This is a genomic window from Duganella dendranthematis (assembly GCF_012849375.1).
Lineage (GTDB): Bacteria > Pseudomonadota > Gammaproteobacteria > Burkholderiales > Burkholderiaceae_D > Rugamonas > Rugamonas dendranthematis.
In genome coordinates this window covers 2,679,455-2,694,957 of sequence record NZ_CP051684.1, presented here as the reverse complement: position 1 = coordinate 2,694,957, position 15,503 = coordinate 2,679,455, and the positions used below count along the sequence as shown (strand labels likewise).

Below are 15,503 nucleotides of genomic sequence, written 5' to 3'. Positions count from 1 at the left end.
CTGATTGGGGTTTGTATGAGTAACGAAAAGCAGGTCGATTCAGGCCGTCGCGGATTGCTGGTTGCGACCGGCGCGGCAGGCGGTGTCGTAGGTCTGGCCACCGCCGGAGCATTGGTAAGCACCTTCCAGCCGTCGGAGCGCGCGAAAGCCGCCGGCGCACCGGTCGAAGTGGATATTTCCACCCTCAACGCCGGCGAAATGAAAACCGTCGAATGGCGCGGCAAGCCGGTCTGGATCATCAAGCGCACGCCGGAAATGATCGCGTCGCTCAAAAAGACCGACGGCAAGGTCGCCGACGCCGAGTCCAAGCGCAACCCCGACGAATTCACCCCCGAATACGCCCGCAACGAATGGCGCTCGCGCAAGCCCGAGCTCATGGTGGCGGTCGGCATCTGTACCCATCTGGGCTGTTCTCCCTCGTCCAAATTCACGCCCGGCCCGCAGCCCTCGCTGCCGGACGACTGGGAAGGCGGCTTCCTCTGCCCTTGCCATGGCTCGACTTTCGACATGGCTGGCCGTGTATTTAAGAACAAACCGGCGCCGGACAATCTGCAAGTCCCGCGCTATATGTTTTTGAGCGACACCAAGCTGGTCATCGGTAAAGACGAGAAAGGCGAGGCATAAGATGGCATTCAAGGAGACAAAATTCCCGGCCGACGCGCCGGCAGCGCAAAAAGCGCTGGGCTGGGTCGACGACCGCTTTCCGCTGACCAAGCTGTGGAATGATCAATGGGGCAAATACTACGCCCCAAAAAACTTCAATTTCTGGTACATCTTCGGCTCGCTGGCGATGCTGGTGCTGGTGCTGCAAATCGTCACCGGCATCTTCCTGACCATGCACTACAAGCCGGACGCCAACCTGGCCTTCGGCTCGGTCGAATACATCATGCGCGAGGTGCCGTGGGGCTGGCTGGTGCGCTATATGCACTCGACCGGCGCCTCGTCGTTCTTCATCATCATCTACCTGCACATGACGCGCGGCCTGCTGTACGGCTCGTACCGCAAGCCCCGTGAGCTGATCTGGCTGTTCGGTTTCGCCATCTTCCTGTGTCTGATGGCCGAAGCGTTCTTCGGCTACCTGCTGCCATGGGGCCAGATGTCGTACTGGGGCGCGCAGGTGATCGTCAACCTGTTCGGCGCCATCCCGTTCATCGGCCCCGACCTGTCACTGTGGATCCGCGGCGACTACGTGGTGTCCGACGCCACGCTGAACCGCTTCTTCGCCTTCCACGTGATCGCCATCCCGCTGGTGCTGCTGGGCCTGGTGGCGGCGCACCTGATCGCGCTGCACGAAATCGGTTCCAGCAACCCGGACGGCATCGAAGTCAAAGAAAACCTGGGCCCGGACGGCCACCCGGTCGACTCGATCCCGTCGCACCCGTACTACACGGTGCACGACCTGTTCGGCGTTTCGGTGTTCCTGCTGATCTTCAGCGCGGTGGTGTTCTTCGCGCCGGAAATGGGCGGCTACTTCCTGGAGTACAACAACTTCCTGCCGGGCGACTCGCTGAAGACCCCGCTGCACATCGCGCCGACCTGGTACTTCACCGCGTTCTACTCGGTGCTGCGCGCCACCACCGCCGACTTCATGTGGGTGCTGATGTTCTTCGTGGCCGCCTACGTGGTGTTCGTCTGGCTCAAATCGCGCCTGGCCAGCCTCACCAAGATCATCATCGCCGTGATTGCGCTGCTGGCCATCGTCGGCATGCTGCCGCAAGTGCTGGACGCCAAGTTCTGGGGCGTGGTGTTCTTCGGCTCGTCGGTGGTGATCCTGGCCTTCCTGCCGTGGCTGGACAAATCGCCGGTCAAGTCGATCCGCTACCGCCCGAGCTGGCACAAGTATGTGTACGCCGTGTTCTTCCTGTCGTTCCTGACCCTGGGCTACCTCGGCACGCTGCCGCCGACCGACGGCCGCACGATTGTTTCGCAAGTGTGCACCCTGCTGTACTTTAGCTTCTTCCTGTTCATGCCATGGTGGAGCGCCATGGGCACGTTCAAGAAGGTTCCGGACCGCGTGGTCTTCCACGCCCACTGACCGCCAAAGTACTCAAAAGGACAACACATGAACTTCCCGAAACGATTGCTTGCCATTCTGGCACTCTTGCCCGGCCTGTCGCTGGCCAATGAAGGCGGCGTGGCGCTCGACAAGGCGCCGGACCGCTCGAATAACATGGCGGCGCTGCAGCACGGCGCCAAACTGTTCGTCAATTACTGCTTAAACTGTCATAATGCGTCCTCGATGCGCTACAACCGCCTGAAAGACCTGGGCTTGAGCGAGGAGCAAATCAAGGCCAATCTGCTGTTTACCGGCGACAAGGTGGGGGAAATGATGACCACCACCATGAAGCCGGCCGACGCCAAAGCCTGGTTTGGCGTGGTACCGCCGGATTTATCGGTGATCCAGCGCGCCAAGGCCTCGGGCGCCGGCAGCGGCAGCGACTATCTGTACACGTATTTGCGCACCTTCTACCAGGACACCACCCGCCCGACCGGCTGGAACAACCTGGTGGTCAACAATGTGGCGATGCCGCATGTGTTGTGGGAACTGCAAGGCGTACAGAAAGTGGTTATGAAAGAAGTACCCGATCCGCACGAACACGGCAAAATGATTCATCAGTTTGCTGGATTTGAGCAGGTCACTCCGGGTAAACTGCAAAAGTTGGAATTTGACACCGCCGTGGCCGACCTGGTCGGCTACATGGAGTGGATGGCGGAGCCTGCTGCGCAGACCCGCAAAAAATTAGGTGCCGTGGTGGTATTGTTTATGGCCCTGTTCGCCTTCCTGGCATGGCGCTTGAATGCGTCGTTCTGGAAAGAGGTGAAATAAGACGAGAGCGCCGGCTGGCCGGCGCTTGTTTTGCGAAGCCCGCATATTGACGGGCCGATATGGGGTGATCCGTTCGCGGCCCACCCCCTTTTGTTCTTCTAAGGAACGATAACATGATGGTTCTCTACTCGGGCACGACCTGCCCATTCTCGCAACGCTGCCGCCTGGTCCTGTTTGAAAAAGGCATGGACTTTGAAGTGCGCGATGTCGACCTGTTCAACAAACCAGAAGACATCTCGACCATGAACCCGTATGGTCAGGTGCCGATTCTGGTCGAGCGCGAACTGATCCTGTACGAATCGAACATCATCAACGAGTACATCGACGAGCGCTTCCCGCACCCGCAGCTGATGCCGGCCGATCCGCTGATGCGCGCGCGCGCCCGCCTGATGCTGTTCAACTTCGAAAAAGAACTGTTCGTCCACGTGCACACGCTGGAAAGCGAACGCGCCAAGGGCAACGACAAGAGCCACGACAAGGCGCGCGCCGAAATCCGCGACCGCCTGACCACGCTGGCGCCGCTGTTCCTGAAGAACAAGTACATGCTGGGCGACGAATTCTCGATGCTGGACGTGGCCGTCGCGCCGCTGCTGTGGCGTCTGGATCACTACGGCATCGAACTGTCGAAGACTGCCGCGCCGCTGATGAAATACGCCGAGCGCATCTTCTCGCGCCCGGCCTACATCGAAGCGCTGACGCCGTCGGAAAAGGTCATGCGCCGTTAATCGGACGCTACCCGTTTAGTCGAAGTACTGCGGCGCGTTTGCCGGCCCCTGGCGGGCGGCGCGCCGTGCTTTACCGCAGTCTGGAATCCCATGTCTGAAATCTCAACCAAGCCCTACCTGCTGCGCGCCATCTATGAATGGTGCACGGACAGCGGCTACACCCCCTATCTGGCCGTCAAAGTCGACGCCGGCACCACGGTGCCGATGGAATACGTCAAAAAGGGCGAAATCGTGCTCAACATCAGCTTCGGCGCCACCTCGGGCCTGAAGATGGACAACGACAGCATCCGCTTCCACGCCCGCTTCGGCGGCGTCTCGCGCGAAATCTACGTGCCGGTCAACAACGTGATGGCGATCTACGCCAACGAAAACGGCCAGGGCATGGCGTTCGAGCCGCAACTGGGCCAGTCGTCGGCGCCGGCAACGGAAGCAGTGGACGACGCGCCGGCAGCGCCGGCCGCACCGGTGTTATCGGCCGTGCCAAGCGCCTCGCCCGACGTCAAAACCGAGCCGCCAGCCCCGCCCGGCGACGACACCGACCCACCCAAAAAGGGCGGCCGTCCCACCCTTACGCGTATTAAATAGCGTATAATCCGCACCGTAAAAGTCACGCCGACTTAGCTCATTTGGTAGAGCAGTTGATTTGTAATCATCAGGTGGCCAGTTCGAAACCGGCAGTCGGCACCAGTACTCTCAGCATTTAGCCCAGCCCTCACCGGCTGGGCTTTTTGTTTTCTGCGCTGATTATTCCCATGGGGACTAGTTCGGGGTGCTAGATCAGATGACCGCTATCAATTCCCCATTCACGATTGAAGATATGCATCCTGAAACGATTGAAGAATTGCTATAGTTAATGCTTCTAGTTTGCTACCTGCGCCTAACCATCGCGCATTCAGTGGCTGTAGCTCTCACCTAATCCCGTGAGCAATTCCTCAAGGTGAGAACTATGCAATCCCGTACCAATCAACGGTTTTCCGAGGCTGTCGAACAGGCGGTCGTCATCGATGCGCTCAGTGGCGCCGCTACGGCGTGGGCGTTTCTGGAAGCGCATGATGTGCCCAGGGAGACGATCCTGCGCGTGCTATCCACCGCCTCGGTCCGCCGCCGCGGCGATACCCCCACCGCCACCACCATCGAAAAATGCCGCTAGGCCCCTGCTGAAATTTTCTTTTTGGCATCTTTATTTCATGCAATAATATTGTTTTCTCAATAGACAATAGTGCAATGAAGCTGAAATATTGCTGCCTGATGCTGCTGGCATCGACGCAGGTGTACGCGGATGATAGTCCGCAAAAAGTGGTGGTGAATGGTCAGACCGATGTGGAAGCGAGCCGCGATTTCGTTGCCGGCAAACTCATCATCAGCCGCAAGACGCTGGAGGATAGTGGCCAGCAAAGCGTCGGCGATGCGCTGCGGCGCGAGCCGGCCATCACCGTCGGCAAGAACGGCATGCTGGGGCTGCTCGGCCTGCCGGGCTACACGCAGATGCTGGTCGACGGCCAACCGAACTTCAGCGCCATCGATCCGGCTGCGATGGATCTGGCGCAGGTGGAAAAGATCGAGATCATCAAGTCGGCCACTGCGGCGACCGGGCCGTTCGGCATTGCCGGCACCATCAATATCATTCGCCGCAAGGCCGCGCGCAAGGCGATGACGCAGTTGCGCGCCGGCGGCACCACGGCGTCCGGCTACGGCGGCGCCAATGCGATGCTGATGAGCAATCAGCTGCCGTCCAATCTGCCGTTGAGCTACAACTTTATGCTGAACGCGAGCAGCCGCACCACGCCCAGCGCCGAACAGTATCAGCAGACACAGAGCCTGGGCACGGCCGCGCCAACGCCGCAATTGCGCGGCGAAAGCACCGGCGTTAATCGCATGGAAACCCTGCTGGCCAGCAGCGATATCGCCTGGACCGCCAATCCCGAGCACAAGCTGTCGATCAGCCCGGAGGCAACCTATTTCGGCGTCGAGACACGGGGGCAGGAACAGCGGCTGTGGGTCGATAGCAGCACCTTGTCCATCGCACGGCAGCAGCGCGATCGCCTGACGTCCGTCGGCTTGCCGCTTGGCTGGGACTGGACCGTCAGCCCGCACAGCAGCCTGTCGATGAAGGCGCGCCTCAACCGCACGCGCAGGACCACCACCGGCCAGCGCATGGAAGACTGGTCAACCGAGGGCGATCACTTGCGCGCGCAAGACCAGGACCGCGATATGACCAACCGCTTCCTTGACCTGACCTTCAAGACGGCATTCAGCAGCAGCCACGATTTCTCCGCCGGCATGAAGCTGATCCGCAACGACAGCGATATCGATTACACCGACCTGATCGACGGCCAACCCGACCTCAGCCAGGCCGTGCTGGGCACCAGCAACCACACGCGCGTGGAGCAGCATCAGTTTTTCGCCCAAGATGAATGGCGTGTGAGCAAGAACCTGTCCGTCAATCTGGGGCTGTCCACCGAGCGCCGCACGCACGAGCTGGACGAGGGCAATGTGCACAACAACCCGCGCTTCAGCATCTGGTCGCCATCGGGGCACGTGGCGTACAAGATTGGCGGCGACAGCAAACGCCAACTGCGCGCTTCGGTGGCCCGCACCTTCCAGGCGCCCGAAACCGGCCAGCTGCTGCTGCATCCGAGCATCAACCCGCTGGCGCCCTGCTATGACCGCGCTCTGTGCGGCGCCAATACGCTGGACACGGCTGACAGCGCCGGCAATCCGTATTTGCTGCCGGAACGTTCGATGGGCATCAACCTGTCCTATGCCCACGGCCTGGGCGCCGCCAGCGAAGCAAAGATCGAGTTCTACACGCGCGATATCAGGCACAAGATCGGCACTGAACTGGCGCTGGAAAACGTCGCCTGGGCGAGCGTGCCGCGCTATGTGATACGTCCTGCCAACCTGGGCGACGCCAGGCTGCGCGGCATCAATCTGGAAGGCCGCCTGGCGATGCGCGATCTGTGGAAGACGGCGCCGAATCTGGATTGGCAAGGCAGCGTCGGCTACGCACATTCCGAACTGCGCGATCTGCCGGGGCCGGATAACCGTCTGGAGGGCCAGCTGCCATGGCGCGCCAAGCTGGGCGTCGGCTATGGTCTCGCCGATATGCCGGTCAAGTTGAACCTGGACGCCAACTGGCTGCCCGGCGACTGGTTCCGCAACAACCTGACGCAGCGCACCTACCAGTCCAGACGCTTCACGCTGAACGCCAACGCCAACTGGAAGGTCAACGCCACGCAGCGCCTGGTCGTCAGCGTCGACAATCTGCTGGCGAATGACAGCAACAGCATCAACGAGTACTACGGCGCCAACCAGGCGCTGCGCCGCTACAGCAGTAACGATGCATACACGCGCTTCTCGGTGCGGCTGGAAATGAGTCTGTAGGCTACACTGGTCTCACTTTATTATTTAAATGGAGCCGAGACATGACCCGCAAGACCGCCGCCGATTTTGATCCGGAAGTTCTCAAGCTATTCGACCAGTACGTGCACGGTGGCATCAGCCGCCGTGGTTTCCTGTCGTCCGCCACCCGTTATGCGGTGGGCGGCACCACGGCGGCCAGTCTGCTGGCCACGCTGAGCCCGAGCTTTGCGGCGCCGCTGGTCACGCCGGACGACAAGCGCATCACCGCCCGCTATGTCGAGCTGCCATCGCCGCAGGGCAATGGCAAGGTGCGCGGCTATCTGGTCTCGCCGGCCGGCGCCAAGGGCAAGCTGCCGACGGTGCTGGTGGTGCACGAGAACCGCGGCCTCAATCCCCATATCGAAGACATTGCGCGCCGCCTGGCGCTGGACGGGTTTATCGCCTTCGCGCCGGACGCGCTGTTCCCGCTGGGCGGCTATCCGGGTGACGAAGACAAGGCGCGCGATTTGTTCGGCAAGCTGGACCAGCCGAAGACGCGCGCCGATTTCGTCGCCGCCGCGCGCTGGCTGCAACAGCAGCCGGAGGGCAACGGCAAGCTAGGTGTGGTGGGCTTCTGCTACGGCGGCGGCATCGCCAACTATCTGGCGACACAGCTGCCGGATCTGCTGGCGGCCGTGCCCTTCTACGGCGCTCAGCCGAAGGCGGAAGATGCGGCGCACATCAAGGCCCATCTGCTGATCCACGATGCCGGCAAGGACGAACGCATCCGCGCCGGCTGGCCGGCCTACGAAAAAGCCTTGAAGGAAGCCGGCGTGCACTACGAGTACCACGTCTATCCCGGCGTTGAGCACGGCTTCAACAATGACACCACGCCGCGCTACGACGAGGCGGCCGCCAAGCTGGCTTGGCAGCGCACGGTCGACTTCTTGCGCGCCCGCCTGGCATAAAAAAACCCCGCGTTGTTCGCGGGGTTTTTACTTACGATTACGATTTGGCGAAGGCCAGGAAGTCGTTGTTGAACTTCTCTTTGTGCGTGTCGGTCAAACCGTGTGGCGCACCTGGATAGGTGATCAGCTTGGCGTGTTTGACGATCTTGGCCGAGGCGATGCCGGCGGCTTTGATCGGCACGATCTGGTCGTCTTCACCGTGGATGATCAGAGTCGGCTTGTCGAACTTTTTCAGGTCTTCGCGGAAGTCGGTTTCCGAGAAGGCTTTGATCGAGTCGTAGGTGTTTTTGAAGCCACCTTGCATACCCTGTGCATACCAGGCCTGGATGATGCCTTGCGATGGTTTGGCGCCAGGACGGTTGTAGTTGTAGAACGGGCCGGAGGCCAGGTCCAGATACAGCTGGCCACGGTCCTTGATCGAAGCGGCGCGGATGCCATCGAATACTTCCAGCGGCGTGCCGTCCGGATTGTCGGCGGTTTTCAGCATCAGCGGCGGCACTGCCGAAATCAGGCCCAGCTTGGCGATGCGCTTGGTGCCGTGACGGCCCACATACCGCGCCACTTCGCCGCCGCCGGTCGAGAAGCCGGCCAGGATGATGTTGTTCAGGTTCAGCGCTTCGATCACTTTCGCCAAGTCGTCGGCGTAGTGGTCCATGTTGTTGCCGTCCCAAGGCTGGCTGGAACGGCCGTGGCCGCGGCGGTCGTGGGTAATCACGCGGAAGCCGTTATTGGCCAGGAAGAACGCTGCCGATTCCCAGCTGTCCGCATTCAGCGGCCAGCCGTGGCTCAGCACGACTGGCTGGCCGTTGCGTGGGCCCCAGTCTTTGTAATAGATCTCGACGCCGTCGCGGGTGGTGATGGTGCTGGCGGTTTTGGTCACAGGACCTTTGCCCGCCGCGACTGGCGCGGCTTCTGCACTACCGCCGGCCAGCGCGGCCAGCGGCACGGCAACAGCGGCCACCGCGGCGCCAGCGCCACTGAACATTGCGGAACGACGGGACAGGCTAACTTGGTCTTGGGTATTGTTGCTCATGATAGGCTCCATTTATTTAGGTAACTATTAAGTAGTGAACTATTATTTTCAGTCTTGCCGGGCTGTATTGCGTTGCCCATGTGCTTAATATATATCGCACGCTATTCAATAGCAAGCTATTTTTAAAAATAAAAAAGCCGGGGACGAACCCCGGCTTTGCTAGCTAAGCAGCGATCAGAAGAACTTGTAGCTGGCGCCGACTTTGAAGTAACGGCCAATCGCGCCGCTTGCATCCATCGGGTTGTAGCTCATGCCGCCGTAGGTCAGCGGATCCAGCGGAGCGACTTTGTCGAACACGTTGTTGATCGAAGCGAACAGTTGGAACTGTTTGCTCACGTTCCAACGGGCCGACAGGTCAACCGTGGTGAACGAAGCGATTTTGCAACCGTTCGGTGCATCAGCACCACTGGCCAGTTTCGATGCGCACAGGTCGCCTTCGAACAGCACGTTTTTCATGTCCGAACGGTAGTTGGCGATGGCGCTGAAGTTCCAGGCCTGGCTAGGATCCCACGATGCGTTGACGCTGATCTTGTCTTTCGGCGTACCGGCGCAGTTCGAGGTGTCGCAGTTGCCGTGGGTGCCGGCGAACTGGTAACGCACGGTGGCGGACTCGGCGCGTACCCACGATGCCACGTGGGTCCAGGTCAGGCCAACGCTGCCGCGGCCATAGTCGCCCAGGCGCAGACGCTGTTTCACATCCAGGTCGACACCTTTGACTTCGGTGAAGCTGGAATTGCGGTACGGCGCCTTGGTGATCAGCAGCGTGCCGCTGTTTGGCACCACCGCGCCATTGATGACCAGGTTGTTGTCGGCGCGGATCGCGGTCGGCAGTGCCGCCGCTTCGTTGTACGGCAGCGGGTTGATCTCGTCGGAACGTTTGATCTTCCAGCCGTCCAGCGACAGCGACAGGTCGTTCAGCGGATCCCACACCAAGCCCAGGGTCAGGCCTTTCGAGGTTTCCGGACGCAGGTTAGGATCGCCGATTTTCACAGCAGCCACGGACGCCGCGCAATCGGTCGAGGTCGCGCCTGGCAGCGGCGTGCCGTTCGGGCAACGGATCGGATCGCGCACGGTCGAGGTACCGGTCGATTGCGACATTGCGCTGTTTTCTGCCGGGCCTGGTGCACGGAAGCCTTCCGAGTAGGTACCGCGCAGGGCGAAGCTCTTCACCGGGGTCCATTTCACGCCGGCTTTCGGCGTGGTCGACGAGAAACGGTCGTATTTGTCGTAACGCACGGCAGCCGACAGTTCCACGGTTTGCAGAACCGGCGCCAGCAATTCAGCGTAGACCGCCGACACCTTGGTGTCGCCAAACGCTGCCACATAGCTGGCGTTGATGGTGCCGTTTTCGGTACCCGACAGCGATGGGTTCGACAGCTTGTCGCGGCGGTGTTCCGCACCGACTGCCAAGCCGAGGTCGCCGCCTGGCAAGGTCATCAGCGAACGGGTGGCCTTGAAGTCGATGATGTCCAGCTTGGTCGACGAGTGCGAGTAAGCGTGGGTCACCATCGCTGCATACAGCGAGGCCGGGTTTTTCGAGGCCTGGTCGCCGATGTAGTACGGGAAGTACTTGCTGGTCGGATCGCCCAGCGCCGCCTTGACCACGGCCATGTTCAGCATATTGCTGTAGTCCAGGTCCAGCTTGGACTCGGAGTGGGTGAAGCCGGTGTCGTAGTCCCAGCCCAGTGCCGAGCCCTTCAGGCCAACCACGAAGCGGGTGAAGTTGTTGTCCACGGCGCGGGTGCTTGGGCCGACGTCGAACGCGCTGTAGCGCACGCGGGCGGCGGCGCCGAACGGATTCTGCGGGTGCGACGGGGCCAGCACGATGGTGGTGCCGGCGCCGGAGCCGTAGTTGATCACGCCGGTAGGATTGGTCGCGTTCGGCGGGAACGCCACGGTCGGGGTGATCGACGGCGGGGTCAGCGTGAACGAGGTGTTGCGCTGCGAATAGCCGGCTTCCGCATACGCCTGGGTGTTCTCGTTGACCTGCCAGGTGCCGCGGGTGTACAGGTTGATGCCTTCGATGTTCGGCTGCATCGAGCGGAACTGGTCCTGATACCACAGGCAGCCGCCCTTAGGATCTTGCGGCGACGCGGTCGACAGCTTGGAGCAGCCTGGCAGCGACACGTAGTCCAGCGTGGTCGGGTTGCGGATCGCGCCGACCGGGCTGGCGGCGGCGTTGTTGTTGCCGCTGATGTAGCCGGATGCGAACTGGGTGCCGATTGGGTAGCCATATGGACGCAGGTCACCCTTGCCGATGTAGGCGCGGTCCTTGCGGTCGCTGTTCATCAGTGGGTCCGATTTGAAGTACTCGGCGTTGACCACGAAGTTGTACTTGTCTTCGTCAAGGTTGCCTTTGCCGTAGGTGACCGATGCCTTATGCTGCTGAGCATCGCTGTAGCGCGACGCGCCGGTGTCAGCCTTAAAGGTCAGACCGGTGAAGTCCTTGCGCAGAATGATGTTGACCACGCCGGCGATTGCATCGGCGCCGTAGGTGGACGACGCGCCGTCCTTCAGGATCTCGATGCGCTCGACGATTTGCATCGGCACGGTCGACAAGTCGGTGAAGCTCTTCTGGCCGTCATCGGCACGGGCGAATGGCGCCATGCGGCGGCCGTTCAGCAGCACCAGGGTCGAGGTCGCACCCAGGCCGCGCAGCGAAATGGCGGTCGAACCAGCGGCGAAACCGTTACCGAAACCGGTCGGCAGCGAACCGGCGCCGTCAGCGGTCAGGGTTTGCAGGTAATCGGCCACGGTGGCCTTGCCCGACTTCATCAGATCATCGCGGGAAATCACTTGCACCGGCGATGCAGTCTCGGCAGTTGCACGTTTGATACTGGAACCGGTGATCTCCACGCGCTGGATCGGCCCTTGGGCTTCCTGCGCCTGCACATGCGCCATCATGCTCAACGTGGCGATGGCGAGACCGCCTGCAAACATCTGGCGCACCGAATGTGCCAGCACTGTTTCTTTCATCATGAACTGCTCCCTGAAGTGGCTTTTTTTTGGTTGGTGAATGTTTAAGAAATACATTTTTTCTCAAACGGGATGATGGAAACACCCGTGGAAAATTGCGTCAATGTAGGGATTCCCCTATTTCTGCACTTAACCACACTCATGCCAACACTGTCGTTGAAAAGCCACAACAGGATAACTTCCAGCTTTAATCGGTCATTTATCTTCTATCTTCAGCCAATTCATTCTGAATTAGTAATATAGAAACGCTGCCATTGCGTCAAAAAACCGCCATGACAGCGCACACAAAATAAACTACTTGCAATTCCAATCTGTCATTTTTAATCCACACTTTTGGTTGCAAAGCAAGTCTCCGTGGGTAAAGTTATGTATCGGCATGCAAGGTTATGTAAATACGGCCCCGTTTTGGGGCCGTATCGATGGATTACGATTTGGCGAAGGCCAGGAAGTCGTTGTTGAACTTCTCTTTGTGCGTGTCGGTCAAACCGTGTGGCGCGCCGGGGTAGGTGATCAGCTTGGCGTGTTTCACGATCTTGGCCGAGGCGATGCCGGCGGCTTTGATCGGCACGATCTGGTCGTCTTCACCGTGGATGATCAGAGTCGGCTTGTCGAACTTTTTCAGGTCTTCGCGGAAGTCGGTTTCCGAGAAGGCTTTGATCGAGTCGTAGGTGTTTTTGAAGCCACCTTGCATACCCTGTGCATACCAGGCCTGGATGATGCCTTGCGATGGTTTGGCGCCAGGACGGTTGTAGTTGTAGAACGGGCCGGAGGCCAGGTCCAGGTACAGCTGGCCACGGTCCTTGACCGAGGCGGCGCGGATGCCATCGAATACTTCCAGCGGTGTGCCGTCCGGATTGTCGGCGGTTTTCAGCATCAGCGGCGGCACTGCCGAAATCAGGCCCAGCTTGGCGATGCGCTTGGTGCCGTGACGGCCGACATACCGCGCCACTTCGCCGCCGCCGGTCGAGAAGCCGGCCAGGATGATGTTGTTCAGGTTCAGCGCTTCGATCACTTGCGCCAGGTCGTCGGCGTAGTGGTCCATGTCGTTGCCTTCCCAAGGCTGGCTGGAACGGCCGTGGCCGCGGCGGTCGTGGGTAATCACGCGGAAGCCGTTATTGGCCAGGAAGAACGCTGCCGATTCCCAGCTGTCCGCATTCAGCGGCCAGCCGTGGCTCAGCACGACTGGCTGGCCGTTGCGTGGGCCCCAGTCTTTGTAATAGATCTCGACGCCGTCGCGGGTGGTGATGGTGCTGGCGGTCTTGGTCACCGGGCCGCCCTTGGCGGTAGCGGCTTGCGCTTCGGCGGTGCCCAGGGCAGCCAGCGGCAGGGCCACGGCGGCGGCGGCAGCGCCGGCGGAGTTGAACAGAGCGGTACGGCGGGACAGGTTGACGTTGGCGTTCATGATCTTATTCCTTTTGGTCGATGTATATATAAGCAGTAGTTGTGCTACAGTCTCTTCGTTCTGCAGCTGCGATGGAGTGAATCTTAGGCCTCGGCCAAAGTTTGTGGAACAGACAAGCCTGCAAGGCCACTTTGCAAAAATGCAGACCCCTCATGCCCCCTAGTACCGACTTCGACTGGAACGACATCCCGCTGATCCTTGCCCTGGCCCGCAGCGGCAGCATGAGCGCCACCGGCCGCCAGTTGGGCGTGGACGCCTCCACCATCAGCCGCCGCATCGCCGCCGCCGAAAAGGCGCTGAAGCTGCGCCTGTTCATCCGCGATAACACCGGCTACCAGCTGACCGACGCCGGCAAGACCTTCGTCGCCCATGGCGAGGCGGTGTATGGCAACGTCCAGAGCATGTTGCAAGCCTCGTCGCAGGAAGCTGGCGCCACGGCCGGCCCGGTCAACATCACCTCGATCGACTTCCTGTTCGATTACTGGCTGCTGGAGCACGTCCCCGCGCTGCATGCCGAGCACCCGCATCTGCAACTGACCTTGCAGGCGGAAAACCAGAATCTGTCCTTCACCCGCCGCGAGGCCGACTTTGCCCTGCGTCTGGGCAAGCCGGGCGAAGACGCGGCGCTGGTGATGCGCAAGCTGGGCGATCTCGGCTTTGCCGTCTACGGTCATCCGAAGTTTGCCGACACCCCGCGCGCCTGCTGGGGCACCCAGCCGTGGATCGCCTACGCCGACGAGCTGGCCGGCACCACCGAAATGCAATGGCTGGCCGCGATGTCGCCGCAGCCGCGCAAAGTGCTCAAGGTGAACAGCCTGAGCACGATGGTGCGCGCCTGCCACGCCGGCGTCGGCATGGCGCTGCTGCCGTGCATCATGGGCCAGCAGCAAGGCTTGCAGCGCATCGGCGACCAGGTCGAGGTGCTGCGCGATATCTGGCTACTGAGCCACCGCGACGCCGGCTCAATCGCCCGCTTTAAAACCGTCTCGGCCTGGCTGTCGCAGACCTATGCCGCCAGCGAACAGCTGTTGTGCGGCGCAGCTTCGCACCCCTAAAACGCATTCTGTCCCCCGTTTTTCGCAGTTCGTCACATCCCGGTGGATGGACGGGGTGCCCTTGTCTATAGTTCACTCAACGCAACGAACTAACCACCCACAAGGAGCTCAAAATGAACATCGCAAAAAACATGGAAGCCATCTTCGTCGCAGCCATCGTCATCGCTAGCGCCACCTCTTTCGCCACCGCCGCCGTGCGCGCACCGGAAGTCATCACTGTCAAAGCCGAAGCGACCGCGATGCCTACCGTGACCATCACCGCCAAGCGCCTGACCGCTGAAGAAAAAGCTGCACTGTAATCCCACCGAGCCGACGGAGCGCATGATGAAAACATACCTGAAGGCCGCAGTGATGGCGGCGGTACTGAGCAGCGGCAGCCACGCCGCGCTGGCCGACGACATCATCAGCGAGAGCCGCAGCGTGGATGCCCGTGCCGTCAAGCTGGAACTGGATGGCGTCATCAGCATCAAGGTGAAGCAAGGCCCGGCGGCGCTGACGATTTACGGCGAACCGGAAGCCATCAAGAAAGTGGTGGTCGAACAAAGCGGCGAGACGCTGCACATCGGCACCCAGAAAATGAATTCGGTCCACTTTGGGAACAAGCGCGAACTGCGCGCCGAACTGACGCTGCCCAATCTGCGCGCAGTCACGTCGGGCGGCGTGGGGTCGACCGAAGTCAGTGGATTCAGCGGCGACAATCTGCGCCTCTCGCTTGAAGGCGCGGGTTCGGTGAAAGTCGACGCACAGTATCGCAATCTCGACGTCAGGCTGGGCGGCGTGGGCGGCATCACCGTCAACGGCGGCAGCAGCGACAGCGTCGATTTGCAACTGAACGGCGCTGGTCGCATCGAGATGACAGGCCAGGCCAAGCAATTACACGCCAGTCTTGGCGGCGTGGGTAGTCTGGACGCGCAGCAGCTGCGCGCCGACGCCATCGACATCAATATGTCAGGCCTCGGCAGCGCCACGGTGTATGCGAAGACCAGCGCCAATCTGAAGTTGACGGGCATGGGGTCGGCCAAGGTGTATGGCAATCCGACCACGCGCAACGCCAGTGCACGCGGCATGGGTAGCGTGAGCTGGCAGTAAGGAATGCGCCGGTGTGTGACACCGGCACAGCAGGAAACACATGGGTGTGTTTTTCACCGTCCGGGAGGCGATCCCTCCTGGACGGT

The 15,503-nt window shown here is 60.9% G+C and carries 14 protein-coding genes and 1 tRNA gene; 12 read left to right on the top strand and 3 right to left on the bottom strand.

All coding sequences use genetic code 11. The annotated features are described in order from the left end of the window. The first annotated feature begins 15 nt into the window (after positions 1–15). From petA to HH213_RS12305, 9 genes are all read left to right on the top strand, one after another. A complete protein-coding gene (gene petA, locus HH213_RS12345; protein ID WP_110846242.1) occupies positions 16–624 on the top strand; it encodes a ubiquinol-cytochrome c reductase iron-sulfur subunit in 609 nt (202 codons plus the stop codon). A 1-nt stretch (position 625) separates the two neighbouring features. Further along, positions 626–2,035 (top strand): cytochrome b, encoded by a 1,410-nt coding sequence (locus HH213_RS12340; RefSeq protein WP_110846241.1) that lies wholly within the window; start codon positions 626–628, stop codon positions 2,033–2,035. A 27-nt stretch (positions 2,036–2,062) separates the two neighbouring features. Then, the gene (locus tag HH213_RS12335; RefSeq protein ID WP_169112437.1) at positions 2,063–2,827 is read left to right on the top strand and encodes a cytochrome c1; all 765 of its coding nucleotides are present in this window, start codon (positions 2,063–2,065) and stop codon (positions 2,825–2,827) included. A gap of 113 nt (positions 2,828–2,940) precedes the next feature. Beyond that, positions 2,941–3,552 carry a glutathione S-transferase N-terminal domain-containing protein gene (locus HH213_RS12330; protein WP_072788101.1) on the top strand — a complete coding sequence of 204 codons (612 nt, stop codon included), beginning with the start codon at positions 2,941–2,943 and terminating at the stop codon, positions 3,550–3,552. Positions 3,553–3,642: 90 nt separating this feature from the next. Continuing rightward, positions 3,643–4,137: a ClpXP protease specificity-enhancing factor gene (locus HH213_RS12325; protein WP_169112436.1), complete on the top strand. Its 495-nt coding sequence runs from the start codon at positions 3,643–3,645 to the stop codon at positions 4,135–4,137. Between the two features lie 26 nt (positions 4,138–4,163). Then, positions 4,164–4,239 (top strand) — tRNA-Thr (locus HH213_RS12320). A gap of 259 nt (positions 4,240–4,498) precedes the next feature. Next, on the top strand, positions 4,499–4,702 hold the full coding sequence (locus HH213_RS12315; protein ID WP_110846237.1) for a hypothetical protein: 204 nt from the start codon (positions 4,499–4,501) through the stop codon (positions 4,700–4,702). A gap of 74 nt (positions 4,703–4,776) precedes the next feature. Next, positions 4,777–6,936 (top strand): TonB-dependent receptor, encoded by a 2,160-nt coding sequence (locus HH213_RS12310; protein ID WP_169112435.1) that lies wholly within the window; start codon positions 4,777–4,779, stop codon positions 6,934–6,936. Positions 6,937–6,977: 41 nt separating this feature from the next. Next, entirely contained in the window at positions 6,978–7,862 is an 885-nt protein-coding gene (locus HH213_RS12305; RefSeq protein ID WP_169112434.1) for a dienelactone hydrolase family protein, read from the top strand. A 37-nt stretch (positions 7,863–7,899) separates the two neighbouring features. Here HH213_RS12305 and HH213_RS12300 read toward each other — a convergent pair whose 3' ends face one another. The 3 genes from HH213_RS12300 to HH213_RS12290 all read right to left on the bottom strand — a co-directional run bounded on the left by HH213_RS12300 (position 7,900) and on the right by HH213_RS12290 (position 13,273). Continuing rightward, positions 7,900–8,895 (bottom strand): alpha/beta fold hydrolase, encoded by a 996-nt coding sequence (locus HH213_RS12300; protein ID WP_169112433.1) that lies wholly within the window; start codon positions 8,893–8,895, stop codon positions 7,900–7,902. A gap of 174 nt (positions 8,896–9,069) precedes the next feature. After that, entirely contained in the window at positions 9,070–11,874 is a 2,805-nt protein-coding gene (locus HH213_RS12295; protein WP_229263409.1) for a TonB-dependent receptor, read from the bottom strand. Between the two features lie 421 nt (positions 11,875–12,295). Next, entirely contained in the window at positions 12,296–13,273 is a 978-nt protein-coding gene (locus tag HH213_RS12290; protein WP_169112432.1) for an alpha/beta fold hydrolase, read from the bottom strand. 152 nt (positions 13,274–13,425) lie between these two features. On the opposite strand from HH213_RS12290, the gene HH213_RS12285 reads away from it, so the two are divergent. The 3 genes from HH213_RS12285 to HH213_RS12275 all read left to right on the top strand — a co-directional run bounded on the left by HH213_RS12285 (position 13,426) and on the right by HH213_RS12275 (position 15,417). Beyond that, a complete protein-coding gene (locus HH213_RS12285; protein ID WP_169112431.1) occupies positions 13,426–14,328 on the top strand; it encodes a LysR family transcriptional regulator in 903 nt (300 codons plus the stop codon). A gap of 113 nt (positions 14,329–14,441) precedes the next feature. Continuing rightward, complete coding sequence (locus HH213_RS12280; protein ID WP_161049226.1) at positions 14,442–14,627, top strand: hypothetical protein; 186 nt, start codon at positions 14,442–14,444, stop codon at positions 14,625–14,627. Between the two features lie 22 nt (positions 14,628–14,649). Beyond that, complete coding sequence (locus HH213_RS12275; protein ID WP_229263408.1) at positions 14,650–15,417, top strand: GIN domain-containing protein; 768 nt, start codon at positions 14,650–14,652, stop codon at positions 15,415–15,417. The last annotated feature ends 86 nt before the right edge of the window (positions 15,418–15,503 follow it).

Excerpts from the sequence above, each read along its gene's own strand:
- petA (WP_110846242.1), top strand. The coding sequence starts at position 16 with ATGAGTAACGAAAAGCAGGTCGATTCAGGCCGTCGCGGATTGCTGGTT.
- HH213_RS12340 (WP_110846241.1), top strand. The coding sequence starts at position 626 with ATGGCATTCAAGGAGACAAAATTCCCGGCCGACGCGCCGGCAGCGCAA.
- HH213_RS12335 (WP_169112437.1), top strand. The coding sequence starts at position 2,063 with ATGAACTTCCCGAAACGATTGCTTGCCATTCTGGCACTCTTGCCCGGC.
- HH213_RS12330 (WP_072788101.1), top strand. The coding sequence starts at position 2,941 with ATGATGGTTCTCTACTCGGGCACGACCTGCCCATTCTCGCAACGCTGC.
- HH213_RS12325 (WP_169112436.1), top strand. The coding sequence starts at position 3,643 with ATGTCTGAAATCTCAACCAAGCCCTACCTGCTGCGCGCCATCTATGAA.
- HH213_RS12315 (WP_110846237.1), top strand. The coding sequence starts at position 4,499 with ATGCAATCCCGTACCAATCAACGGTTTTCCGAGGCTGTCGAACAGGCG.
- HH213_RS12310 (WP_169112435.1), top strand. The coding sequence starts at position 4,777 with ATGAAGCTGAAATATTGCTGCCTGATGCTGCTGGCATCGACGCAGGTG.
- HH213_RS12305 (WP_169112434.1), top strand. The coding sequence starts at position 6,978 with ATGACCCGCAAGACCGCCGCCGATTTTGATCCGGAAGTTCTCAAGCTA.
- HH213_RS12300 (WP_169112433.1), bottom strand. The coding sequence starts at position 8,895 with ATGAGCAACAATACCCAAGACCAAGTTAGCCTGTCCCGTCGTTCCGCA.
- HH213_RS12295 (WP_229263409.1), bottom strand. The coding sequence starts at position 11,874 with ATGATGAAAGAAACAGTGCTGGCACATTCGGTGCGCCAGATGTTTGCA.
- HH213_RS12290 (WP_169112432.1), bottom strand. The coding sequence starts at position 13,273 with ATGAACGCCAACGTCAACCTGTCCCGCCGTACCGCTCTGTTCAACTCC.
- HH213_RS12285 (WP_169112431.1), top strand. The coding sequence starts at position 13,426 with ATGCCCCCTAGTACCGACTTCGACTGGAACGACATCCCGCTGATCCTT.
- HH213_RS12280 (WP_161049226.1), top strand. The coding sequence starts at position 14,442 with ATGAACATCGCAAAAAACATGGAAGCCATCTTCGTCGCAGCCATCGTC.
- HH213_RS12275 (WP_229263408.1), top strand. The coding sequence starts at position 14,650 with ATGATGAAAACATACCTGAAGGCCGCAGTGATGGCGGCGGTACTGAGC.